This is a genomic window from Bacillus sp. ISL-57 (assembly GCF_018613135.1).
In the GTDB taxonomy this organism is placed as follows: domain Bacteria; phylum Bacillota; class Bacilli; order Bacillales; family DSM-1321; genus Peribacillus; species Peribacillus frigoritolerans.
This window is the reverse complement of sequence record NZ_JAGGQV010000023.1, coordinates 1-23,466: the sequence shown is the minus strand read 5'-3', so window position 1 is coordinate 23,466 and position 23,466 is coordinate 1. Positions and strand designations below refer to the sequence as shown.

Sequence of the window (23,466 nt, the reverse complement as noted above, 5' to 3'; positions counted from 1 at the left end):
GGAAGGGGAGAGAAAGATGGGAAAAGCAACAGGATTTATGGATTATCCGCGAGAAAAACCAAAAGACCGGAATCCTCTCACTCGTTTAAACGACTGGAGAGAATATACAGCTCCTTTCTCTGATGAAAAGTTAAGTAAACAGGGAGCGCGGTGTATGGACTGCGCCACCCCTTTCTGCCATATGGGCATGGAATTGAACCGAGTCACTACGGGCTGTCCGATTCATAATCTGATTCCGGAGTGGAATGATTTGGTGTACCGCGGCAGATGGAAAGAAGCATTGGACCGTTTATCTAAAACGAATAATTTCCCTGAATTCACCGGGCGCGTCTGCCCGGCCCCTTGTGAAGGGTCTTGTACGGTAGCGATAAGCGATCCTGCCGTTACCATCAAGAATATAGAACGGACGATCATCGATAAAGGATTTGAAAATGGCTGGATAACGCCTCGCATCCCTGAAAGCAGGACCGGCAAGAAAATTGCCATCATCGGTTCAGGACCGGCAGGATTGGCGAGTGCCGACCAGTTGAATCAAGCAGGTCATTCGGTCACGGTTTATGAGCGCTCAGACCGTGCAGGCGGGCTGTTGACATACGGAATCCCGAACATGAAACTTGAAAAGGATATCGTTGCACGCCGAATCAATTTATTGACCCAGGAAGGCATAGATTTCATTACCAATACAGAAGTAGGCAAAGATATAACGGCCGAAGAACTGCAAGATCAGTATGATGCAGTCATCCTTTGCACAGGTGCCCAAAAGCAGCGTGACCTGGTAATTGAAGGGCGCGGGGCATCAGGCATTCACCTTGCAATGGATTATTTGACGACATCGACTAAAAGCCTGTTGGACTCCAATTTTGAAGACGGCAAGTTCATCGACACAAAGGGGAAGGATGTCATCGTCATCGGCGGCGGGGATACAGGAGCTGACTGTGTCGCAACTGCCCTTCGCCAGGGATGTAAGAGCGTCGTACAATTCGGGAAGCATCCAATCCTTCCGACGGCCCGTACATCCGATAATATGTGGCCAGCCTACCCGAATGTCTTTTCCCTTGATTATGCGTATGAAGAAGCGGAAGCGAAATTCGGTGCAGATCCGCGTCAATATTCAATCCAAACAAAAAAAATCGTTGCCGATGAAAATGGCAACGTTAAAGAACTGCACACAATCTCCATGGAAAAAATCAAAGGCGATGACGGAATGTACATTTTCAGAGAAGTTCCAGGAACTGAAAAAGTATGGCCTGCACAATTCGTTTTCATCGCAATCGGATTTGAAGGAACGGAAATGCCGCTATTAACTCAATTTGGCGTAGAAACAGTCAATCAAAAAATTGATGCCGTCTATGGCGAATACAGAACGAATGTCGAAGGGGTTTTCGCTGCCGGAGATGCAAGAAGAGGGCAAAGCCTCATCGTTTGGGCAATCAATGAAGGCCGAGAAGTGGCAAGAGAAGTGGACCGCTACTTGATGGGCGCAACCGTATTGCCTTAAATTCAAAAAAAGAAGTGCCATTATGGCGCTTCTTTTTTTCTGTGGTGGAAAATATGTACTCACGAGTAAATGCGCCGAATTCACGAGTAAAACGCCGAAACTCACGAGTAAAAGCGCCGAATTCACGAGTAAAACGCCAAAACTCACGAGTAAAACGCTGAAACTCACGAGTAAAAGCGCCGAAACTCACGAGTAAAAGCGCCGAATTCACGAGTAAAGCGCCGAATTCACGAGTAAAAGCGCCGAATTCACGAGTAAAACGCCGAAACTCACGAGTAAATGCCCGAAATTCAAGAGTAAAGCGCCGAATCACGAGTAAGAGTGCCGAATTCACCAGTAAGACGCCGAATCACGAGTAAGTGCCGAATTCACGAGTAAAACGTCGAATCACGAGTAAAAGCGCCGAATTCACGAGTAAAACGCCGAAACTCACGAGTAAAAGCGCCGAATTCACGAGTAAAACGCCGAATTACGAGTAAAGCACAAAACTCAAAGAGTAACTAACTAAAAAATTATCCATTAGCGTCCATTTCAATATAGGAATAAAGTACATGACATTTGATAGGCAGGAACAATGAGAATTTCAAGGACAAAAAGCAATCCTTCGTCATTGAAGGATTGCTTTTCCGTTTTATTTCAGCCGCTCGATCAGGTCGGTCATTTTATCCAAGGTGGTTATGTTCTGGTTGCATTTCATGCTGTCCAGACAAATATAATTCCCTTTTTTAATGAATGTCCCTTGGATGGTTCCTTTTGTTTCAGACATGAACATCCCTACTTCTTCAAAGCGGCTGCATATGGCACAGATCCCTTTTTTGTTGGCAGGTTTAATGGTTCCATGCAATCCGGTGAGTTTATTATGATGGGGGGCAATGATGAATTTCTTTCCGGATCCGACATCATCCCATCCCAGGTATGAAATCTCTCTCATATCGATGTTTTCCAACAAAGGGGTTTTTAATTTCTTTGCTTTAGGAAATAGTTTTTTTATCGTTTTTTCGGTTACTTCTTTAAATGGGATCACAAATGGCTTCACCTGTAAGAGAAAGGCTTCGGCTTGTGCGGAATCTTTGATGGTATCCACTGGGTCGAGCAGTTGTTTTTGCTCTTCATTCAAGTCACTGAATAAACTTAGTACTCTTTCCTTGGCGACTGTTTTCAGGGTGTTGATCACATCCTTATCGTTGGCAGTCGCGTGTCCATTTATGAGAATTTGTGTTTGGGATTTTATGAAGTTATACTGCTCGCTCCTGATAAAAGGTTCCATTTTCTTCACTCCTGTTTCTGACGTGTTACCGTTTCTCTTTACTTTACATAAATTACATCTGTTTTAAAAGGGGGAAAACGACTAAGAAACATTCTCGGCATACAAATAGCACTGATATCATTATCAGTGCTACCCTTGTAATCTTTACTTAGAATAAACGATTTTCTTGATGGTTTCCGCGGAGAGAAAATGGTCCTCGGCTAATTGATGGATGGAATGCCCGTCTTTGAATGCATATTTTATAGAGGCATTTCGGTCATCGATCAATTCCCGTGATCCCGAACGGGTTCCCCATTTGTGATGGGCTTTTTCGGGTTTAGGGATATATATGGTTTCACCTTGCACATACTTTTGAATTTCGACGATCAGCTTTTCAGGTAAAACGGCCGTCGCTTTTACATACTTCATTTCTGCCAGCCCCTTATTCTTTATTAAGAATGAAATAAGGTGCAAAGCCGAATATTAGAAATGATAAGGCGGGCGATTAGATTTAGCTTAATTCAACCCCATGCAAAGTATCGCCTCCAATACTAGGCTTTGCATGAGACGCTGCAGAAGGTGGCATTAACATTCGTATTGCCATCTTTACACCTCCCCTTTGTGTTTCTGAGGAACACGAGTTGTTATTATTATAAAATAGATTAGGGTGGTTGCCAAACATTTTCCAATGTTAAAGCTGAATCGGCGGGCTGATTGTTTGATAATGTTCTGAGTCCATGAAATAATTTGGAGGGAAACCAAACTAACCATTATGGGAGCTGACTTTATGAAAGTATTCGTAGTTGGGGCAAATGGGCAGATCGGTAAACATCTTGTAGATTTATTAAAAGACAGCCCGGATCATAGTGTACGGGCAATGGTTCGCAAAGAAGAACAAAGTGAGCATTTGAAGAAAAATGGAATTGAATCTGCAGTCGTCAGTTTAACTGGATCAGTGGATGAGATTGCGAATGCGGCAAAAGGCTGCGATGCCATTGTGTTCACAGCAGGGTCCGGAGGTAGCACCGGTGCTGATCAAACGCTGTTGATTGATCTGGATGGTGCAGTTAAAACGATTGAAGCGGCAGAAAACCTGGGAATCGAACGATTCATCATGGTGAGTGCTTTTCAGGCCAATAATCGCGAAAACTGGAATGAAGCCATCAAACCGTATTATGTGGCCAAACACTATGCGGATAGGGCATTGTTACAAAGCGATTTAAATTATACGATCATTCGGCCTGGCGGTCTGGTTAATGAACCGGGAACGGGCAAAGTGACCGCCGCCGAGGAATTGGAAAGAGGCTCGATTGCCCGTGAAGATGTGGCTCGAACGATCCTTGCTTCATTGACCGATGAAAATACCTATAAGCGTTCATTTGATTTAATCTCTGGCGATACTGCAATCGCGGAAGCCTTGAGGAAAATTTAACGTAAAACAGGGGCAGAGCCACTCAGGGGGAGTGGACTCTGCTTATTTAATTCCTTCGATATGCTTGATGACCTTCGCTGGGTTTCCACCGACAACAACGCCTTCAGGAACATCCTTTGTTACGACTGCCCCTGAGGCGACGACGGAATGACTCCCTATTGTAACGCCAGGATTGATGATGGCCCTTCCGCCAATCCATACATGATCCCCTATCGTAACCGGTTTTCCGTATTCCACTCCAGAACTGCGTTCAAAGGGATCCAGCGGATGTGTGGCTGTATAGATATGCACTCCGGGAGCCAACATGCAGTCCCTGCCAATTTTCACTTCGCAAACATCCAAAATGACACAATCAAAATTAGCATAAAAGTTTTCCCCGACAGAAATATTGTATCCATAGTCACAACGGAAAGTGGGTTCAATATATACATTTAGCCCAGTGGAACCTAAAAGCCGTTTCAGCAGTGCAGTCCGTTCATCTCCTTCGCTTTCCGTTGTCTGATTGTATAACCGGGTCAACTTTCTGGCATTTTCCCTATCTCTGATCAATTCCGGATCAGCGGCGATGTAAGGTTTCCCGCTCACCATCTTTTCTTTTTCAGTATTCATGTGTGCGCCTCCTGTTTCTCTTAGTTTTAAAAAATATCTGAATATTAAAACATTTTTCCCGCAAAATAAATTGCAGTACTTTTTACTCAACTATTCTGTTGAATCTAAATGCCTCTCTCGTTTTTTGAAAAGAAGTAAGAAAAGAAAGATTTTTCCGAATAATGAATGAAATAGCTTTGACAAACGTTCCGCCGGATTTTATAGTAAGAAGAGTTATGGATGATTCATAGTTTCAAGAAGGTCCATTTTAACAGATAAGTAGAGTGGTTCGAAGTCATGTCATTTTTTTCGGAAATTGTGGACAACTCTTTTCTTGGTTAAGATAATCACAAAACAATGGAGGGCTCTATATGTCACAGAAAGCACCGCTGTCTTTTGTCATTGTAACAGGGTTAATGCTTTTTGCTTTATTTTTTGGTGCAGGAAACTTAATTTTCCCTGCCATGCTCGGTCAATCCGCGGGGACCAATTTATGGTCGGCCAGTTTAGGATTCATCATTACTGGTGTTGGGCTGCCATTCATTACAATATTGGCCTTTGGTTTTTCAGGCAAAAATGATGTTCAATCCCTTGCAAGCAGGGCACACCCGTTATTCGGCATCATTTTCACCGTCGTTCTTTATTTATCTTTGGGACCGCTTTTCGCGCTTCCAAGAACGGGGAGCGTATCCTACGAAATAGGGATTAAACCTTTCCTATCTAATGATGTCGGTTTTTTACCATTGCTGATATTCACGATCATATACTTTGGGATTGCCTGTTTATTATCCATCAATCCATCAAAAATGCTCGATATCGTCGGAAAAATATTAACACCTTTATTATTGATTTTCATCGGGATTCTTATTGTGGTCGCAATTATTAACCCAATGGGTGAAATCCAGTCACCAGCGGCTAATTATTCAGATAATTCTTTCTTTAAGGGATTTAAAGAAGGATATTTGACCATGGATACGCTCGCCGGATTTGCATTTGGGATCATCGTCATCAACGCGATCAAAGATAGAGGGATAACATCAAGAAAAGAAGTGTTGGGCTTCTGTCTGAAAGCCGGCTTAATAGCTGCCACCTTGTTGGTTATCGTTTATGCGTCTATAACTTATGTCGGGGCAACAAGTGTGGAAAAACTCGGTCAACTGGGTAATGGCGGAGACGTTTTGGCTCAAGCCTCGAACCATTTTTTCGGACCGGCTGGTGCCGTGTTGTTAGGGTTGATTGTGATCGCTGCTTGCCTGACTACAAGCATCGGTTTGATAACCGCTTGTGCTACGTATTTCAATAAAATACTGCCTGCCGTATCGTATAAATCATATGTCGTCATCTTCTCCGTTTTCAGTGCGGCTGTTGCCAATGTAGGTTTGACCAAGCTGATTTCCATTACAGTGCCTGTGTTAACTGCGCTTTATCCCGTGGCGATCGTTTTGATTGTTCTTACGTTCTTCCATTCCTTATTCAAAGGGAAATCGGAGGTATATTTAGGAAGCTTATTATTAACGGCCATCATCAGCATAATGGATGGAATAGTGGCATCAGGCATTAAACTGGATACCGTTTCTGACCTTTTCACTCAATACCTTCCACTATATAGTGTAGGGGTGGGATGGGTGATTCCTGCCATCATCGGCGGTGTATTGGGCTATATGGTATACCTGTTGAAAGGTGATCCTAAGGAAGCCTATTAAGGGATATCGGAATGAACCTCGAATAACGTTGATTTCCACTCCAGGCACTCGCTTTCCGCGGGAGGTCCGGGAGCCTCCTCGGCGCTCTTTGCGCATGTGGGGTCTCCCTTGGCCGCGCTTTTCCGCAGGAGTCTCGTACCTTCCGTTCCAATCAACTGGATTGTCTTTAAAGAAAACTGTAGTCGGTTTCATCTTTAAGCTTGATTAAGACAGGGTTACACTTTCGGTTTTTATTGTTTTATGAACCCTTGTTAGATTGAAGAAATTCGCCACACTCCTGCCGAATTTCTGGCTAGCCAAGACCCCACAGCCGCATGCGGTGAGGAGGCTTGGCAGACAGTCGGAGGATTTCAGAATTCAAGCTGGAACGTCTTTTTTTAAAAAACTGAGGTAAACTAGTTCTATATGGTTTTTTTATTGTTTTATGAAACTCTTATTGGATTGAAGAAATCTGTGACACGCAATTTGCTTTGATGAGTCTTGGCTTCGGAGTTAGGGAGCGGATTTCAGAATGAAAAACTGAAGGGGAAAATCGCTTTATCCGAGTTTATCTATTGTCGGGGAGCTGTCTTGATGACAGCTCCTTTTCTTAGTGTTTGTTTTTAATGGGAAAGAGCCTTAAAATGTTCAGAAAGGGGTGTAGGAACATAATGATCAATCGATTACCAACAGAAATAGCAAATATATTACAAACAAGCAAAAAGAATCCTGCTCAATTTGAGGAATTGATCAGGAGCGGCGGATATCTCCCTCCCGAGATGGAGTTGATGGTGGATGCCATCACGGCCTTGAGCATGGGGAAGAATATCCTTTTGAAGGGTCCGACAGGGGCTGGAAAGACAAAGTTTGCCGAGACTTTATCGAACTTATTCAATCAGCCGATGTTCAGCGTCAACTGCTCAGTCGACTTGGATGCAGAAAGCTTATTGGGCTTCAAGACGCTGGCTTACAAAGAGGAAAAACAAGTGATAGAATTCGTACCTGGACCAGTGACCAATTCGATGAATCACGGTCACTTCTTATATATAGATGAAATCAACATGGCAAAGCCGGAGACTCTGCCGCTTATCAATGGTGTGCTTGATTATAGAAGGACGATAACGAATCCGTTCACGAATGAAGTGATAACGGCAAAAGAAGGCTTTAATGTGATTGCTGCAATCAACGAAGGGTATGTCGGGACAGTGCCGCTGAACGAAGCGCTAAAAAATAGGTTTGTCATCATTGAAGTTCCTTATATCGAAGGGGAGCAGTTAAAGCAATTGATAGAAACGAATACAAAGCTGAAGGACCCAAGAAGTATTGATTTGTTCGTTAAACTGTCGAGTGATTTGATAAATGCCGTAAATCAAGGGAAGGTGGCCGAAGATGCGGCGTCGATCAGGGCTTTGCTTGATGCTTGCGATCTGAGTGTGTTGATCCCGCCGAAACGGGCGATTCTTCGTTCCATTGTGGATAAGTTGGACGAGGAACGGGAGCGTGAGTTCGTGAAGAACTTGGCTGACACATTATTCTAACTAGGAGAATGCCTCATGAAGTATATCCGGTTCAATGATTCAATAATAGATACGGCACTTTTTTTACAGCTTCAGGATCTTTCGACTGTTTTATCCGGCATTCCTGAGCTGGAATTCGAATACAATTACGGCTCCTTCATTGATCTGATCGAGAATAAGGTCACTGCCAGCCACTTTTGGGAAAATGGCAATAAGGAAGTGAAGGAAGCGGGGCTGAAAACGGACGTGCTCCTTAGAACGATAGGCACGCTGCATCATACAACAATCCGGAGCATGAAGGAGTACCAGGACAGCATCGGGGAAAGTTCACTTCCGAAGTTTGCAGCCCAATTATTCGCTTTGCTGGAAGATTTGCGATTGGAAGAATTGGTGAAGAAAGAAAGACCAGGCACGAAAAAATGGTTTTCGGTAAGGGGGGCTTACCTTAAACAATATTTCGAAAGCCAATTGGCGACGAATGTCACAAGAAGTTTTGCACTGGATGAATTATATTGCCTCATATATTTACTGCTTCAATCTGACAGGCCGGATCCGATTTTTCCTAGAGCCAATGAAAGGCAGCTGGAAGAACTGGAGAAACTCAAACCGTTCATCCATGCGGTCTTTGATGCCACTAAAACAAGTGATATCACGAGGATTTGCGAGCAAATCGTTTTCCGTGTGAACGATGGGTACGAAGATACGATGAATGAATATTTCATTTTCCCCATTGCAAGTGTGGAAAAGTATAAAGCAAATACCTTATTTGATGAACTGACTAGAAATGATGAACTGTTGAACGATGATACAGATGATGCAGACGAAGAAAAAAGTGAGTTCATTGATGAAAAATTCTCGACTTGGCATCGGGAGAACAAGAACAGCGAAAGTAATTCGACGTTTCTCCAATTTGAATTGGAGCAGGGAACGAAAACAAGCCTGATGGGCGGAGGTGCCCGGGAAGCGGAAGACGCCGACCAAGCACTGGCTTCGATCCAGGGTTCATCAGGGGAAAGTCAACAAAAGGAATACAAACAGCAAGAAACGCTGGAGAAGAAACAAACCAATATGGGCAAAAGCGGTGAACACCCATTTGGTGAAGAAAATAAAGACGTCGTTCAGGTAATCAAAGAAGCGAAGGTTCCAACACTTACGGAAGAGAAACGCTACCGAGAGTTTGTTGCGGATATCGAACCGTTCAAGAGAAAACTCTCCAGTACCATTGAAAAGACGCTGGAAAATAAAAAGAACGCACCAAGAAAAGATTTGGTTTTTGGCCGTTTATCAAAGAAATTACTGCCGCTTGTATTTGAAGAAAATCCTAGGGTCTTTTATAAAAAGAACCAGGATTCTAATGAAATGGATGCGGTATTCACATTGCTTATCGATTGCTCGGCTTCCATGCATAACAAAATGGATGAAACGAAACGAGGGGTCGTCCTGTTTCATGAAGTGCTGAAGAAATTAAGGATCCCCCACTCGATCGTGGGATTTTGGGAAGATGCCAATGAAGTGAGGGAAGGATATCAGCCGAACTACTTCCATGTAATCCAATCCCATTCCGATTCTCTTTATCTAAACTCAGGAGCTAAAATCATGCAGCTTGAGCCAGAGGAAGATAACCGGGACGGATACAGTATCAGGGTTGCCGCAATGGAATTGGAAAAAAGACGCGAAAAAAACCGTTTCTTGCTCGTATTTTCCGATGGTGAGCCGGCAGCAAGCGATTATGATCAAAATGGCATTGTCGATACACACCTTGCTGTTTCTGAAGCCAGGAAGAAAGGCATCGAAGTCATCGGCCTGTTTTTAGCGGATGGAGGCATCGATGAGAGTGAAGAGAAGACGATGAAAAACATCTATGGCAAAGAACGCCTGATGATTCCGAGTGTAGCTGAATTGCCAGAGCAATTTACACCGCTGTTAAAAAAATTGCTGCTGAAGACCATTTAAGAAATATATAGATAAAAACGCAGTAGGATTCAATTTTGGATCTTACTGTTTTTTTTTGCTTTGTCAGCTATTGATGGAAATTTAAAATGAACGTCGAATGAGATTTCTTTTGTCTTGATTGGGGTAAACCATAGATGAGGAAGTGATCATTTTGATGAATTTACTTTTTATGGTGCTTTATTTTATAATCATCGCTCTTGTTATTGAAATATCGGTCACCTTGATGAAATTGACTGGATTAAAAAGCACAGTGGCAAGATTTCAGGTTATCTCCATGCTGACGGGTACTGGTTTTACAACTGACGAGTCAAAATCCATTATCGATCACCCCGTTCGAAGGAAGATAAGCATGTTCTTAATTTTATTTGGTGCATTCTCGCTTGCTGTCATCATTTCATCGATCAGTACATTGCTTACAGATGATCTGCGTTTGATGGAGTTAAGCATCATTATTGGGATCCTGCTGGTTTTAACCGTTATAGTGAAGGTTCCATTCCTGAATAATAGATTATCGAATAAGATGAAAAGTGAAATGTACAATCATTATGAATTATGGGAACACCCGATAGAAGAGGTCTTATTTTTAGAAGATGAAGACGTGGTCATGGAGATCGATATTTATGAGGACTCGGAGTTCATCGATGTCAAAGCCTTTGATGTCATTTCACATGGAGCGGACATCAATATTTTATTTATAGAAAGTGGAGAAGTGAAAATCAGAAAAGAGCTATATGAGTATAAAATCAAATTAGGGGATAATATCTTTTTATATGGCAATAAAAAAGAGATAGAAGAAACATTCTCAAAAGAAATCGAAGAGATGAAGAAAAAAAGTGCATCGGAGTGAAAGGGATCCCAGCCTTAAATTTAGGGCTGGGATCTTTTGAGGAATGTCTTAATTAATGTTTTTTATTCGGTAATTTCTGAGCGGGATTCCCTTTACCTTGACGGCGCATGTTGCCTTCTTCCTTTTTTTGCTGCTCTTGAATGCTTTCAACAAACTCTTTTGAACTTTTCATGGAATGTACCTCCTCCGTTATTTTCTTTTTTACTATAACCAGAAGAGGTGGAATTCATGAGTATGCAAAAAGGACGTAAAGTGGTAACTTTGTTCCACAAGTGAGTTGAAAAGAATATGGGTCGATCGTTTTAAATATCGCTATCTAATGTTAGAATACGTTACATTAGAATATTTTGAATATTGACAAAAATAGGGTCGATATCTATAATAATCAATAATAATATCCATGAATAAACGTTTATTGGGGTTTTGCCTATGGAACGGACAATGACCGTCCGGGATTTATGTGCGTTGCATACTCATTTATTGGACAGTGATATTCAAATTCTTGAAAACCTATCAACGAATTTATCGTTGATAGCCGATTTGAATAAAGCGAATGTGTTTATTGATTGTCCGGTGCGTGAAGGGAAGCATGCCATTGTCGTTGCAGAGGCATGCGGACATTCCGTAAAATCGGTTTACGATCATCCGGTTGTCGGGAAATTTGCTTATGAGGCATTTGAACCGGCCGTATTTTATGTATTGCGCACCGGAAAGGACATGTTCGTGAATCGGGCTTTGACTCAAGAGGGAGCGATGGTCCAGCAAAGTGTCGTTCCAATCAAGGGGGAATGCAATCGGGTCATCGCCGTTTTGATCATGGAAAAGGTGATTCATGAAGAACCTGAATCTTTCAATCAGTTTGATGGGAAAGATCAACAAAATTCCTTAGTTCCTGAATTTATCGAGGAGTCCATTTTCCTGATTAATAACCAAAACCGACTTGTTTATACGAATCCTGCTGCCATTAATTTCATATCGGAAATATGTTTGACGGACTGTGTTTTAGGTGAATCGATTTTCGATTATTTTCCTGGCTTTGCCGATGTTCTTGCTTCAAAAGAGGACATTTTGATGAAGGAAATGAACATTGGTAAAAAGATTATCCAACTAAAGAAGTTCCATTTGGGCAACAAGAATTCCAATGAAACGTTCATCATCATCCGGGACCTGACTGAACTGCGGGATAAAGAAAGGGAGCTGATCAGCAAGTCAGTAGCGATTCGTGAAATTCATCATAGGGTGAAGAATAATTTGCAGACAGTGGCCAGTTTACTTCGGCTGCAAATGAGGTTAGGAGCCCCTGAAGAAAGCAAGCCCCATTTATTGGTCAGTTTGAACCGGGTGTTAAGCATATCGTCGGTTTATGAAATCATTTTGGCAAGCAGTCAGATCGATCATGTGGATCTGCTGGAGCTTATTAGAAAAATAGGCGATATGATCGTTCATACGGAGGGTCAAACTCGCCAATGCCTAAGCATTGAATATAGGGGTGAGCTTCATTCGATTGATTCCGACATTGGCATTTCGGTCGCGCTGGTGGTGAATGAGCTCATTCATAATTGTGTGAAACATGCTTTCAAGGAAGGGACGGAAGGGAACATTACCGTATCCTTGCAAAAGGATGGTCCTGAATTGGAACTTCAAGTAATAGATGATGGGATCGGATATTCACCTGCAGTGAAACCTTCTTTGGGGCTGGATATCATCCGCATGACGGTGGAAAATGATTTGGATGGGGAGTTTTCGATTCAGCGGATTAAAGAAGGTACCCTGGCTTCTGTAAGATTTCCATACAAGAGGTAGGTGGGAGAAGTGGACAAGAGGATTTTGGTCGTGGAGGATGAATCGATTGTTCTGCTTGATATAACGATCATGCTCAAGGATGCAGGCTTCGATGTGGTTGGACATGCCCGTAATGGCGAGAAGGCGATTGAATTGGCACATGCACTGCAGCCGGATCTCGTTTTGATGGATATCAAAATGCCGAAAATGAATGGGCTTAAGGCTAGCGATGTGATATCCAATACCTTTCAGATTCCGGTCCTGCTTTTAACCGCATTCAGCCAGCGTGAATATATCGACGAGGCGAAGCGGGCGAATATCGTCGGATATCTTGTAAAGCCCATTACGGAGGCGAATTTGATTCCGGCAGTGGAGATAGCTTTGCTGCAAGCAGCCAATACAAAGAAGCATCAGGAACGAAATGCTCAATTGGATGAAACGCTCACAAATCGAAAAGTCATTGAAAAGGCAAAAGGAATCATCATGAAAAGGAAGAATGTCACCGAAGAAATCGCTTACAATAAACTGAGAAGGCTTAGTATGGATAAGCAGCTTTCCATGGAGACGGTGGCACGTCGAATCATTGCAAATGAACAAAAACAAGTAAATAGATGAAGCAATGGCGCTTTGATGGACCAAATTGGTTGTAGGCAGGCATTTCTGCCGAAAAACCTAAGTTTGGGCTATAAGAGGCGTCTTTTTTATACCCTTTTTTTAAGTTGATAGGCCAAATCAAATCGGAATTCAGGGGGAATATGTATGGAGATGGTAGGTAAATTCGTTATTTATATCATTATGGTGTGTGCCGTTGTCGGTGCTATTGCATCGATTAAAGACAGTGAGCGGGGCTTGGGGAAACAGTTCATGGAAGGTTTGCATACCGTTGGCCATATATTTATCCCGGCAGCTGGAATCATGGCCTCGATCCCTTATTTATCCTGGTTCATCAATACAGTATGCGGCCCGGTTTTCGCTGCGATCGGTGCAGATCCAGCCCTCGCCGCAACAACGATTTTGGCGACGGATATGGGGGGTTACCAATTAGCGGCCGAGCTGAAGGAATCATATGAAGGCTGGATCATGGCGATGATTGTCGGCTTTATGTCCGGGGCAACGATTGTATTCTCGATTCCAATGGGGCTTGCGATGCTGGAAAAGCGTGATCATAAATACATGGCACTTGGTGTCATGTCAGGAATCCTGACGATTCCGATTGGCGCTTTTATCTCAAGCGTGCTGGTGGTGGCGACTAATTCGAAAATCCGCGAAGTGATTTCCACGAATGCGGATTCTACATACGAATTCACGTTGAGCTATTTGAAAATTGCCCTGAACCTTTCTCCGCTTCTTATTTTTGTGGTCTTGCTCGCGTTAGGCCTTTATTTCCTCCCGGATTTGATGATCAAAGGTTTCATGTGGTTTGGAAAAATATTGGACGCCGCGATTAAACTAGTGCTCGTGTTTTCGATCGTGGAAATTTTCACCGGATTGTTTTCCAAAGTATTTGGTGCTTGGGGCTTCCATCCGATCATGGCCGATAAGGCAGACCAGTTCCGTGCCCTTGAAACGGCGGGGTATATCGGGATAATGCTGGCAGGTGCATTTCCAATGATTTACCTGATTCAAAAATATGCAGGCAAGCCATTGGAAGCGATGGGCGGGAAAATCGGGTTGAGCAAAGCCGGGAGTGCAGGGATATTAGCCACGATAGCCAATATATTAGCCATGTTCAAGCTTGTTAAAGAAATGCCGCCGAAGGATAAGGTCATAAACATTTCCTTTGCTGTGTGTGCGGCCTTCCTATTGGGTGATCATTTATCATTCACAGCCAACTTTCAGCCTTCCTTAATATTACCGGTCATTGTCGGGAAGCTATCTGCCGGAGCGATTGGAATCGGACTTGCTTACTGGCTGTCCGTTCCGAAAGCTTTGGAATTAGAAGAAAAGGATCGAGCGGCAGGGGTTATCGGCATAAATGAATATAAAACGAAAAACGAGGAAGAAAAAAGCAATGAAATCCAAGTGGTGTGAAACTGGGGTGTGATTTTAATGAATGAACAGGTGGAACGAATCATCAGTGCAGGAATTGATATTGGCACCAGTACGACGAAACTTGTTATCAGCGAGCTTTCGCTTAGGAATGTGGCGGGTGGCGGACAGGTGCCAAAAATTGAAATTACCGATAAGGATATTCTTTATCGAAGTCCCATTTTCAGGACCCCGCTTGTATCAGAGACGGTAATAGACATACCTGCTGTTCAAAGAATGGTGGAAAGTGAATACCAAAAAGCAGGAATCACGATCGAAAACATACAAACAGGGGCTGTCATCATCACTGGGGAAACGGCAACCAAACAAAATGCAGAAGAAATGGTGTACCGGTTATCTAAAGCGGCGGGGGAATTCCTTGTAGCGGCAGCCGGTCCGGATTTGGAGGGGATCATTGCCGCCAAGGGATCCGGCGCCTATCAACATTCCATCAAGACAAGAAAGACTGTAGCAAACATAGACATTGGCGGGGGGACAGCGAATATTGCCGTATACCGTTCAGGCATGCTTTGCGGAACCTGCACACTGCATATAGGAGGCCGTTTGGTGGAGTGGGAAGGAGCGAAGGTGAAGGTTGCTCCTTCAATAGGAAAATGGCTGAAATCAAAAGGGCACTCTCCTTTGAATGGTGAAGGGGCAATCATCGCAAATGAAATGGCGAAGGTGCTTTCGAGGTTTTTGGCTGGCTCCTTCACAAAAGAAGATGAACTTCTATTAGTTGGGAAGGAGCCATCTTGGACAGAACGAATAGACGTGTTGATGTTCTCGGGCGGTGTCAGTGATTGCATCTATCATGAAGAACGGGAGGACGAAAGCTTCCGGGATATCGGCATGATGCTTGCCGCCTCCATCAAGGAAAGTGAAGAATTGGCCAAATGGGAGTGGGAACTGCCCGTTGAAACGGTTCGGGCGACTGTACTTGGAGCAGGCGCACATACAACTGAAATCAGCGGAGCAACCATCGAGGTGAATGATTCTCATCTGCCAGTTCGTAATATTCCAGTCTATCGGGTCGATTTTCATGGCGGGCTTGATGATGTAACCGCGAAAATGGCACAAGCTGTTCAGGATGCGATCACCATATACGACCCTTTGCAGGAGGGGCTGAATTTTGCCTTTTATTTAACGAATTTACCTTATCAATCATTTCGAGACATTCACCGGCTTGCAGTCGCTTTTACCGAGGCACTGAAGCAAAAACCGAATCGGCAGCAGCCTCTGATCATTGTCATGGATAGTGATTATGGAAAGGCACTTGGTCAAACCATTCTAGCGAACCAACCGGATCTGCCGGTCATCTGCATTGATCAGACAGAAGTGGAACATGGTGACTATTTAGATATAGGAAGGCTGCTGCGGACAGGGGTCGTTCCCGTTGTAGTAAAAACGCTAACCTTCCACAGTTAGGAAAAGGAGGATCATACGATGAAATTATCCACTCAATACTTTGGGGAAATCCATCAATTCAAATCGTTGAAAGAAGTCCTGGCCAAAGCGAATGAAGAGAAATCAGGAGATAGGCTTGCGGGAATTGCAGCAGATTCCGTTCAAGAACGGATTGCGGCGAAAGCGGTGCTTAGCGAATTGACTTTGGCGGACATCAGGAATTATCCCGTGCTCTCCCCGGAAGAGGATGAGGTGTCGCGGATTATAGATGGTCTCATCAATGGAACCATCTATCAATCTGTGAAGAATTGGAGCGTTGCCGAACTGCGTGAATATATTTTGAGTGACGAAACGACAGGCGAGGACTTAAAGCGATTAAATAGGGGATTGAATAGTGAAATGATTGCAGCGGCAGCCAAGTTGATGTCGAACCTCGACCTTATCCATGCAGCCAATAAAATCGAAGTGCTCACTAAGAATAATAGCACAATCGGATACAGAGGAACACTTGCTTCGCGCCTTCAGCCTAACCACCCGACAGACAATGTGGATGGCATGCTGGCTTCTTTAAAGGAAGGCCTCTCCTATGGAATCGGGGATGCACTCATTGGAATCAACCCTGTCGATGATTCGGTCGAAAGCGTAAAGCGGCTGCTTCATGCGACACAGGATGTCATCCAGAAATGGAACATCCCGACCCAAAATTGTGTGCTTGCGCATGTGACCACGCAAATGAAAGCCGTTCAGCAGGGGGCGCCTGCTGATATGATCTTTCAAAGCATAGCCGGGACGGAAACGGCCAATCGCTCTTTTGGAATTAACGTACAATTGCTCGAAGAAGCTAAAGAGATCGCGAAGGCCTATGGCACCGGCACAGGACCGCAGCATCTTTATTTTGAAACGGGGCAAGGCTCCGAGTTATCGGCCGAAGCGCATTTCGGAATCGATCAGGTGACGCTTGAAGCCAGGAACTATGGATTTGCCCGTTATTTTGACCCGTACATTGTCAATACGGTCGTCGGATTCATCGGCCCTGAATATCTATATAACAGCAAGCAGGTCATCCGGGCCGGGTTAGAAGATCATTTCATGGGAAAAATGCATGGACTGCCGATGGGGGTCGATATTTGCTATACGAATCATATGAAGGCGGATCAAAATGATATCGAGGACTTGGGTGTGCTTTTAACCGCGGCAGGTGTTAATTTCATCATCGCAACTCCGATGGGGGATGACTGCATGTTAAACTATCAGTCTTTGAGTTATCACGATATAGCGACTTTGAGGCAAACGATGGATAAGCGGCCTGCCCCATTATATGAAGCTTGGCTGGAGAAGATGGGGATTATGGAGAACGGAAAATTAACGAAGCGTGCCGGTGATCCAACTATATTTAACCATTAGGAGTGGATGATATGGGAATGAATAATAAGGAAGATTTGGCTGCCATGATAGCGAAAACCCCTGCGCGGATAGGGGTAGGCAGGTCAGGGACGCGGCCGAAAACGGATTCTTGGCTGAAATTCCGTTTTGACCATGCAGCGGCCGTCGATGCTGTATATGGTGAAGTCAGTGATATTCTTTTGAAGCGCTTGGATTTATTCAAGGTGAAAACGAAGGCCGATGATAAGGAAGTCTATTTACGGCGTCCGGATTATGGCAGGAAGCTTTCGAATGAAGCCAAGAGGGTCATAGAAGCCAAATGCATAAAGGCCCCAACGGTTCAAATCATCATTTCCGATGGCTTAAGTGCCAAGGCGATCGAAGAAAATGTCGAGGACGTCTATTTATCTTTCAAACAATCTTTGGCAGTGGCAGGTCTGGATACGGGTACACCTTTTTATATTGAAAAGGGCCGGGTTGCCGTGATGGATGATATCGGTGAAATCCTTGGACCTGAGGTCATTGTCCTGTTGATCGGTGAACGGCCCGGTCTTGTCAGTGCTGAATCATTGAGCGCTTACATTTGCTATAAACCGCGTTTGGGCACCATTGAAGCGGAGAGGATGGTCATTTCCAACATCCATAAAGGAGGGATCCCCCCTGTTGAAGCTGGAGCGCATCTAGGCACGGTCATTCAAAAGATCCTCAAATACCAAGCGAGCGGCATGTCCCTCGTGAAGAAGGAACATGAAGAAGAAAAGCGTGAAAAACTCGGTTGACAAAATAAAGTGGAGAAGCTCTCAGTTTGTAGGGTTCGGAATGTTTTCATCCCGAACCTTGATTTTATGTTATTTTTGCGACACTTCTGCCGACAAACTGGCTAGTCAAGACCCCACAGGCGCTTGAGCCGAGGAGGCTTGGCAGACAGTCGGCGGAAAGGGAGCGAATTTCTGAAATCGACTGGAATGCTTTTAAAATAAAAAAACTGCAGGCACTCGCTTTATTTGCCTGCAGTCTGGGGGAGCGGATCGCTCCCTATTTACTTGTCCCTAAATTCCATAAACCAAACGGGTTGTAGAAGGGATGTTCTTCTTCAGATCTAAAGTCTTGAAGGCCCGTCAATATAAAGTCGGGTGCATCTTGCTGAATGCTAAAGGTTTCGCCATTCTTAAAGAGAGGCCGTTCACCTACATGGTAATAATTGAATGTGTTAAGCAGGGCAGCCGCCTCTTTCGGACTCATTGTGTTAAGTGTCACGGCATCCGGAAGACCAAAGGCTTTCATTCCGAATGAACAATAATAGTCTTCCTCTCCGATGATCGTGACAAAATGGGCATATACGGAGAGAATATCCGGGCTATGATGAAGATGCTGCCAATCTTCCTTTGAATGGGCAATTCCCGCCATTTCTATTTTCACTGCCATTCCGCCTGCCTTGAGGATCGCTGCCCCGGCATCGATCAAATCGATAACAGTTCCGGTATCGGATACATCGGCTATTATATAAACGGTAAAGGTATGGCCATTGATTTCCTCTAATGCATTCTCTGAAAAGGCGTCTTTACTGGCGTAAGAAAAGCTCTCTTTTAAAGTGGGTTCATAATCATGGATCTCCGACTGAAACGTAATGTTCTTATCACTGTTATGAAAAACATTCCCGGCTAACAGATACCCTTCGCTTTGGGAAGCGACCGTTTGAATCAATTCTTTCCGGTCCTTCCATTTACCGGGTATCCCGATGATGATTCGGTTGTCCTTCATGGATCATCTCTCCTTTCCAATCACTTCATACTATACCACTACTGATGTTTTCCATAGCATTTCATGAAAAATGGCGCAATGCACCGATAAATGCCAGTGAGGGATGTGCAGGACTTTTTCAAAATTATACAATTGATGTATAATATAATCTAGTAAACGTATAGCCTATCTTCAAAGGAATTCCCTTTGTGGGTTTTCTCATAGGGCCGTATCTTAATAATCTATTCGTGATGAAAGAGAGTGGAATATAATGGGTCGTAAGTGGAATAACATTAAAGAAAAAAAAGCGTCGAAAGATGCTAATACTAGTCGGATTTATGCTAAGTTCGGACGGGAAATATATGTAGTGGCAAAACAAGGCGAACCAGATCCAGAATCCAATCAGGCATTAAGGGTCGTACTTGAGCGTGCGAAAACGTACAATGTTCCAAGAGCGATCATTGACCGTGCGATTGAAAAAGCCAAAGGCGGTTCGGAAGAAAACTATGACGAGCTTCGTTACGAAGGATTCGGTCCAAATGGTTCAATGGTCATCGTGGATGCATTGACAAACAACGTGAACCGGACGGCATCCGATGTACGTGCCGCATTTGGGAAAAATGGCGGGAATATGGGTGTCAGCGGATCTGTTGCTTATATGTTCGATGCAACGGCTGTCATCGGGATTGAAGGTAAAACGGCTGATGATGTTCTTGAACTGTTAATGGAAGCCGATGTTGATGTACGTGACATCATTGAAGAAGAAGAAAGTGTCATCGTTTATGCCGAGCCTGAACAATTCCATGCTGTACAACAAGCATTCAAGGATGCAGGAATCAGCGATTTTACAGTGGCAGAGCTGACGATGCTTGCACAAAATGACCTAACCCTTCCGGAAGATGCACAAGCACAATTCGAAAAAATGATCGATGCATTGGAAGATCTGGAAGATGTTCAACAAGTTTATCATAATGTAGATCTTGGTGAATGATAAAATGAGCAGGCCTTTGCAATGATCAAAGGTCTGCTTATTTCATTTGAAAGGAAAGAGCCTGTTCCGAAACACGAAACAGGCTCTTTCCTTTTGATTATTCACTTATGGTGATTCCGGAAAGTTCACGGTCTTTCTTGACCTTTTCCAATTCCGAAATGGTGACAAGTTGATACCCTTGGTCATGCAGTTGTTTAATGATTTTTCCTGCAGCCTGGGCGCTAGTTTGATAGATATCATGCATTAATATGACTCTGCCATCTTTGGCTTTGCTCATCACTTTGTTTACGATTTTCTTTTCATTGCGTTCTTTCCAATCTTCTGGATCGACATCCCAAAGTGAGACTTTCATATCCTCCATGTATTCCCGCACATTATGGTTAATCGCTCCATATGGGGGACGGACGAGATTTGGCTCAGTACCTGTCGCTTTTTTTACAGCGTCTTGGGTCTTTTCGATTTGATCTGCGATTTTGTTCTTGCTTAAGCGCGTCAGCTGGGGATGATCCCATGAATGGTTGCCGATCTCATTTCCTTCCTGCAGCATTTTTTGCAGGACTTCCGGATAGTGCTGTACGCGGCTTCCAAGTACGAAAAACGTCGCGTGACCATCATGTTTTTTCAGGTCTTCCAGAATGGACATGGTATGACTTGGATGCGGTCCGTCATCGAACGTCAAGGCAATGACCTTTTTTGAAGGGTCGATCCATTCATTTTGCACGGGCAGTTTGGCGACGATATTTTTCGGCTGCCATTCCTTTACACGATCCTCATTCAAATCTTGACTTTGATATGAATCTAGCAAACTATCTTTAAAAAGATCCTTCTTGATGGCTATTGTATGGGTCTTAGTTGAATCATCAGTCTTAACGTAGAAAACGAGCGTATTTTTAAAGACTGAAAAAGAATTGAAGTTGGCTGCCTTCAGTTTGTTTTCCTTTTTAATGAGACTGTTTGAAATGCCTTCTTCTTCCTTCTGCGTTAACTCTTCAAAAACAATATCGGATAAAACGGATAAATAATCAGTATCCGTGGCAAAGATGTCTTCTATAGAGAGCTTTTGCTGAGATGGAATATCATAAGTGAAGATCTGGGTTCCAGACTGCTTCTTTCCTTCCACTTGCTCATATTTATCGAAGGAAATCGTAATGGTCTGTTTGCTGAAATGGAGGATCGTATAGGTGAGGTTAAGCTCGGAAGCTTTTCCGTCGGATGCTTTCCATTTCTTTTCATAATCCTTAATTTCTTTCTTTATGTAGGCTTCTAGCTGCTTGTCGATATTTTCTAAATGCAGAACGGGCCTGCTGGCTGAATACCCGCCTTTCGTATTATCTTTCACATACGTTTGAATATCGGCTTCCGGGTAATTTTTATCAGTTGTATAGGCCGAAACGGTTCTCTTCTTATCAAAAGCAAGGCTTTTAATGGCTAACCCCATCGTTCCTACAGCAGCTGTTAGACAAAATAGAAAAATAAAGACTTTTTTATAATTTAATTTCCTCATGATGCACTCCACCTCGATAATCATTCTACTATATAGACGCGCCAAAAGCCTTAAAAGTTTGTAAAAAATTTCATTTTTTTATATTTACATTTTTTCTTGCTCATTTTCAAACTTTTAGGGCTGCACCAACGTCTATTCTTTGTACCTAGGATACGTAATTTAAATGTAAGGAGCTCTAACATGTAATGAAAAACCCAGATATGAATCAATTAATCGCGGCCCGGATAACCGAAAGGCAAGAGAATTTGTACAGACTTGCTTTTTACTATGTCAAAAACCAAGAGGATGCCCTGGATATCGTGCAGGAATCAATCAGGAAAGCGCTAGCCTCCAGCAGCAAAATCAAAGACGCCGCTTCTATAGATAGTTGGTTATATAAGATCATCGTCCGAACGGCACTGGATGTTTTGCGGAAGAAGAAGAAATTGACCGTCGCCGATGATGAAACAATAGAATACTTACGCCGCGGTGAGGAAGATCACTATCCTGACCTGGATTTGCAAAAGGCCCTGGAAGAACTTTCAGTCAAGTACAAAACGGTAGTCGTCCTCCGTTTCTTTGAGGACCTGAAGCTGGACGAGATAGCGGAAGTGCTGGAAGAGAACGTAAGCACGATTAAAACGAGATTATATAAAGCGCTGCAACTATTGCGGATCAACATGACTGAACGGGAGGAAACGAAAAGATGGAAAAAAAATTAAAAGATCTGCGGGAAGAATATCTTAAAATACCGATACCGAAGGAATTGAATGATATCGTTCAAGCAGCCTTGAATGAAAAGCCAAGGAAGAAGCCGAGGGTTGGCAGGAATATTCTCGTGTCAGCGGCTGCAGTGCTCCTGATCGTGACAGCTTCCGTAAACATCAGTCCGGCAGCGGCGAAAGCCATGGGTGATATACCGATAGTCGAGAAGGTCATCAAAGTGATTACCTTCGTCGAATGGAAAGAAGAAGCGAATAATTCTTCGGCAGTAATCAAAACGCCTGCAATATCCGGTCTCGAGAATAAACAGCTCGAAGATAGCTTGAATGATAAATACTTATCGGAAAGCAAGCAGCTTTATAAGGAATTCACGGACTCCATGTCAAAACTGAAGGAAGGGGAAAAGGGCAATATCTCGGTGGAAAGCGGATATGTGATATTGACGGATAATGAAACGATATTATCCGTACAGCGTTATACGGATACGATTTCTGCTTCCAGTTCTACAGAAAGTCAATTCGATACAGTCGACAAGAAAAACGAAGTGCTGTTAACGCTAAATAGTTTATTTAAAGATGATCGCTATCTTCAGGTGATCAGCGAGAACATCAAGGAACAGATGAAGCGGCAGATGGCTGAAGATCCGGAAAAGATATATTGGGTGGAAGATGATGATCTTACTGCTTTTAAAGGCATCGATGAAAACCAAAACTTTTATATAAACGAAGAAGGCAAGCTAGTCATCGCGTTTAACAGCTATGAAGCTGCACCGGGATATATGGGTGCCGTCGAGTTCATCATCCCGACACAGGTGCTGTCAGACCTTCTTGTTGGCGATCAATATATCCATTAAAACGGCCCTATTGTCATTCTTAGGCTGTTTTCACATACTTTGTTGCTATTTACCAAGTAGTGAGGTGTGGTTGATTTCCCCTCCAGATGCTCGCTTTCCGCGGGGCGGGCGGCGAGCCTCCTCGGCGTTAACGCCTGTGGGATCTCCCCTGTCTCGCTGCTCCCGCAGGAGTCTCGCACTTCCGCTCCAATCAACCTTAAATCGTTTCGTTTAAAACAACAATCTTTACGAAAAGAGCCAATTCCTATGGCGGGCGGAAGGTTTTTAAAACGGCATAATATCCATTAAAAAAGACGAACAACGTTACTGACTT

22 protein-coding genes are annotated in these 23,466 nt (G+C 43.6%); 15 read left to right on the top strand and 7 right to left on the bottom strand.

Features of this window, described 5'->3' with window-relative positions:
- Positions 1–16: 16 nt before the first annotated feature.
- Complete coding sequence (gene gltD / locus J7I90_RS23685) at positions 17–1,498, top strand: glutamate synthase small subunit (RefSeq protein ID WP_214774043.1); 1,482 nt, start codon at positions 17–19, stop codon at positions 1,496–1,498.
- On the opposite strand, the gene J7I90_RS23680 is transcribed toward gltD, so the two are convergent.
- From J7I90_RS23680 to J7I90_RS23670, 3 genes are all read right to left on the bottom strand, one after another.
- Positions 1,431–1,832, bottom strand: coding sequence for a hypothetical protein (locus J7I90_RS23680; RefSeq protein WP_214774041.1), 402 nt, complete (start codon positions 1,830–1,832; stop codon positions 1,431–1,433). The genes gltD and J7I90_RS23680 overlap by 68 nt on opposite strands.
- A gap of 297 nt (positions 1,833–2,129) precedes the next feature.
- Entirely contained in the window at positions 2,130–2,765 is a 636-nt protein-coding gene (locus J7I90_RS23675) for a FusB/FusC family EF-G-binding protein (protein WP_214774039.1), read from the bottom strand.
- 144 nt (positions 2,766–2,909) lie between these two features.
- On the bottom strand, positions 2,910–3,173 hold the full coding sequence (locus J7I90_RS23670) for a CD3324 family protein (RefSeq protein WP_214774037.1): 264 nt from the start codon (positions 3,171–3,173) through the stop codon (positions 2,910–2,912).
- A gap of 358 nt (positions 3,174–3,531) precedes the next feature.
- Between J7I90_RS23670 and J7I90_RS23665 the strand changes: the two genes are divergently transcribed.
- On the top strand, positions 3,532–4,176 hold the full coding sequence (locus J7I90_RS23665; protein ID WP_214774035.1) for an SDR family oxidoreductase: 645 nt from the start codon (positions 3,532–3,534) through the stop codon (positions 4,174–4,176).
- 42 nt (positions 4,177–4,218) lie between these two features.
- Here J7I90_RS23665 and J7I90_RS23660 read toward each other — a convergent pair whose 3' ends face one another.
- Positions 4,219–4,785, bottom strand: a complete 567-nt coding sequence (locus J7I90_RS23660; RefSeq protein ID WP_095679317.1) for a sugar O-acetyltransferase — start codon at positions 4,783–4,785, stop codon at positions 4,219–4,221.
- A 350-nt stretch (positions 4,786–5,135) separates the two neighbouring features.
- On the opposite strand from J7I90_RS23660, the gene brnQ reads away from it, so the two are divergent.
- From brnQ to J7I90_RS23640, 4 genes are all read left to right on the top strand, one after another.
- Positions 5,136–6,467, top strand: a complete 1,332-nt coding sequence (gene brnQ, locus J7I90_RS23655) for a branched-chain amino acid transport system II carrier protein (RefSeq protein ID WP_214774033.1) — start codon at positions 5,136–5,138, stop codon at positions 6,465–6,467.
- Between the two features lie 650 nt (positions 6,468–7,117).
- Positions 7,118–7,984: an ATP-binding protein gene (locus J7I90_RS23650; RefSeq protein ID WP_214774030.1), complete on the top strand. Its 867-nt coding sequence runs from the start codon at positions 7,118–7,120 to the stop codon at positions 7,982–7,984.
- A 15-nt stretch (positions 7,985–7,999) separates the two neighbouring features.
- Entirely contained in the window at positions 8,000–9,916 is a 1,917-nt protein-coding gene (locus tag J7I90_RS23645) for a vWA domain-containing protein (RefSeq protein WP_214774028.1), read from the top strand.
- Positions 9,917–10,070: 154 nt separating this feature from the next.
- Positions 10,071–10,763 carry a hypothetical protein gene (locus J7I90_RS23640; protein WP_214774112.1) on the top strand — a complete coding sequence of 231 codons (693 nt, stop codon included), beginning with the start codon at positions 10,071–10,073 and terminating at the stop codon, positions 10,761–10,763.
- Between the two features lie 52 nt (positions 10,764–10,815).
- On the opposite strand, the gene J7I90_RS23635 is transcribed toward J7I90_RS23640, so the two are convergent.
- Positions 10,816–10,935 carry a DUF4023 family protein gene (locus tag J7I90_RS23635; RefSeq protein WP_214774026.1) on the bottom strand — a complete coding sequence of 40 codons (120 nt, stop codon included), beginning with the start codon at positions 10,933–10,935 and terminating at the stop codon, positions 10,816–10,818.
- 257 nt (positions 10,936–11,192) lie between these two features.
- Here J7I90_RS23635 and J7I90_RS23630 point away from each other — a divergent pair, with 257 nt between their 5' ends.
- From J7I90_RS23630 to eutC, 6 genes are all read left to right on the top strand, one after another.
- Complete coding sequence (locus tag J7I90_RS23630; protein ID WP_214774024.1) at positions 11,193–12,566, top strand: sensor histidine kinase; 1,374 nt, start codon at positions 11,193–11,195, stop codon at positions 12,564–12,566.
- A gap of 9 nt (positions 12,567–12,575) precedes the next feature.
- A complete protein-coding gene (locus J7I90_RS23625) occupies positions 12,576–13,160 on the top strand; it encodes an ANTAR domain-containing response regulator (RefSeq protein WP_214774021.1) in 585 nt (194 codons plus the stop codon).
- Between the two features lie 144 nt (positions 13,161–13,304).
- Positions 13,305–14,576, top strand: coding sequence for an ethanolamine utilization protein EutH (gene eutH, locus J7I90_RS23620; RefSeq protein WP_214774019.1), 1,272 nt, complete (start codon positions 13,305–13,307; stop codon positions 14,574–14,576).
- Between the two features lie 18 nt (positions 14,577–14,594).
- The gene (locus J7I90_RS23615; RefSeq protein ID WP_214774017.1) at positions 14,595–16,001 is read left to right on the top strand and encodes an ethanolamine ammonia-lyase reactivating factor EutA; all 1,407 of its coding nucleotides are present in this window, start codon (positions 14,595–14,597) and stop codon (positions 15,999–16,001) included.
- An 18-nt stretch (positions 16,002–16,019) separates the two neighbouring features.
- Complete coding sequence (locus tag J7I90_RS23610; protein ID WP_214774015.1) at positions 16,020–17,384, top strand: ethanolamine ammonia-lyase subunit EutB; 1,365 nt, start codon at positions 16,020–16,022, stop codon at positions 17,382–17,384.
- A gap of 11 nt (positions 17,385–17,395) precedes the next feature.
- Complete coding sequence (gene eutC / locus J7I90_RS23605) at positions 17,396–18,142, top strand: ethanolamine ammonia-lyase subunit EutC (RefSeq protein WP_214774013.1); 747 nt, start codon at positions 17,396–17,398, stop codon at positions 18,140–18,142.
- 256 nt (positions 18,143–18,398) lie between these two features.
- On the opposite strand, the gene J7I90_RS23600 is transcribed toward eutC, so the two are convergent.
- Positions 18,399–19,124, bottom strand: coding sequence for a DUF4261 domain-containing protein (locus tag J7I90_RS23600; protein ID WP_214774011.1), 726 nt, complete (start codon positions 19,122–19,124; stop codon positions 18,399–18,401).
- A 250-nt stretch (positions 19,125–19,374) separates the two neighbouring features.
- On the opposite strand from J7I90_RS23600, the gene J7I90_RS23595 reads away from it, so the two are divergent.
- A complete protein-coding gene (locus J7I90_RS23595; RefSeq protein ID WP_053536610.1) occupies positions 19,375–20,094 on the top strand; it encodes a YebC/PmpR family DNA-binding transcriptional regulator in 720 nt (239 codons plus the stop codon).
- A gap of 97 nt (positions 20,095–20,191) precedes the next feature.
- Here the strand turns inward: J7I90_RS23595 and J7I90_RS23590 are convergent, their stop codons facing one another.
- A complete protein-coding gene (locus J7I90_RS23590; protein WP_214774010.1) occupies positions 20,192–21,598 on the bottom strand; it encodes a polysaccharide deacetylase family protein in 1,407 nt (468 codons plus the stop codon).
- A 185-nt stretch (positions 21,599–21,783) separates the two neighbouring features.
- On the opposite strand from J7I90_RS23590, the gene J7I90_RS23585 reads away from it, so the two are divergent.
- Both J7I90_RS23585 and rsiV read left to right on the top strand, forming a co-directional pair.
- Positions 21,784–22,299: an RNA polymerase sigma factor SigV gene (locus J7I90_RS23585; RefSeq protein WP_214774009.1), complete on the top strand. Its 516-nt coding sequence runs from the start codon at positions 21,784–21,786 to the stop codon at positions 22,297–22,299.
- The gene (rsiV, locus tag J7I90_RS23580; protein ID WP_214774008.1) at positions 22,284–23,153 is read left to right on the top strand and encodes an anti-sigma-V factor RsiV; all 870 of its coding nucleotides are present in this window, start codon (positions 22,284–22,286) and stop codon (positions 23,151–23,153) included. Before J7I90_RS23585 ends, rsiV begins: the two co-directional genes overlap by 16 nt.
- The last annotated feature ends 313 nt before the right edge of the window (positions 23,154–23,466 follow it).

Coding starts and splice junctions, on each gene's coding strand:
- J7I90_RS23635 (WP_214774026.1), bottom strand. CDS start 10,935: ATGAAAAGTTCAAAAGAGTTTGTTGAAAGCATTCAAGAGCAGCAAAAA.
- J7I90_RS23600 (WP_214774011.1), bottom strand. CDS start 19,124: ATGAAGGACAACCGAATCATCATCGGGATACCCGGTAAATGGAAGGAC.
- gltD (WP_214774043.1), top strand. CDS start 17: ATGGGAAAAGCAACAGGATTTATGGATTATCCGCGAGAAAAACCAAAA.
- eutH (WP_214774019.1), top strand. CDS start 13,305: ATGGAGATGGTAGGTAAATTCGTTATTTATATCATTATGGTGTGTGCC.
- eutC (WP_214774013.1), top strand. CDS start 17,396: ATGGGAATGAATAATAAGGAAGATTTGGCTGCCATGATAGCGAAAACC.
- J7I90_RS23630 (WP_214774024.1), top strand. CDS start 11,193: ATGGAACGGACAATGACCGTCCGGGATTTATGTGCGTTGCATACTCAT.
- J7I90_RS23610 (WP_214774015.1), top strand. CDS start 16,020: ATGAAATTATCCACTCAATACTTTGGGGAAATCCATCAATTCAAATCG.
- J7I90_RS23615 (WP_214774017.1), top strand. CDS start 14,595: ATGAATGAACAGGTGGAACGAATCATCAGTGCAGGAATTGATATTGGC.
- J7I90_RS23645 (WP_214774028.1), top strand. CDS start 8,000: ATGAAGTATATCCGGTTCAATGATTCAATAATAGATACGGCACTTTTT.
- J7I90_RS23660 (WP_095679317.1), bottom strand. CDS start 4,785: ATGAATACTGAAAAAGAAAAGATGGTGAGCGGGAAACCTTACATCGCC.
- J7I90_RS23595 (WP_053536610.1), top strand. CDS start 19,375: ATGGGTCGTAAGTGGAATAACATTAAAGAAAAAAAAGCGTCGAAAGAT.
- J7I90_RS23640 (WP_214774112.1), top strand. CDS start 10,071: ATGAATTTACTTTTTATGGTGCTTTATTTTATAATCATCGCTCTTGTT.
- J7I90_RS23585 (WP_214774009.1), top strand. CDS start 21,784: ATGAAAAACCCAGATATGAATCAATTAATCGCGGCCCGGATAACCGAA.
- J7I90_RS23650 (WP_214774030.1), top strand. CDS start 7,118: ATGATCAATCGATTACCAACAGAAATAGCAAATATATTACAAACAAGC.
- brnQ (WP_214774033.1), top strand. CDS start 5,136: ATGTCACAGAAAGCACCGCTGTCTTTTGTCATTGTAACAGGGTTAATG.
- J7I90_RS23675 (WP_214774039.1), bottom strand. CDS start 2,765: ATGGAACCTTTTATCAGGAGCGAGCAGTATAACTTCATAAAATCCCAA.
- rsiV (WP_214774008.1), top strand. CDS start 22,284: ATGGAAAAAAAATTAAAAGATCTGCGGGAAGAATATCTTAAAATACCG.
- J7I90_RS23670 (WP_214774037.1), bottom strand. CDS start 3,173: ATGAAGTATGTAAAAGCGACGGCCGTTTTACCTGAAAAGCTGATCGTC.
- J7I90_RS23590 (WP_214774010.1), bottom strand. CDS start 21,598: ATGAGGAAATTAAATTATAAAAAAGTCTTTATTTTTCTATTTTGTCTA.
- J7I90_RS23665 (WP_214774035.1), top strand. CDS start 3,532: ATGAAAGTATTCGTAGTTGGGGCAAATGGGCAGATCGGTAAACATCTT.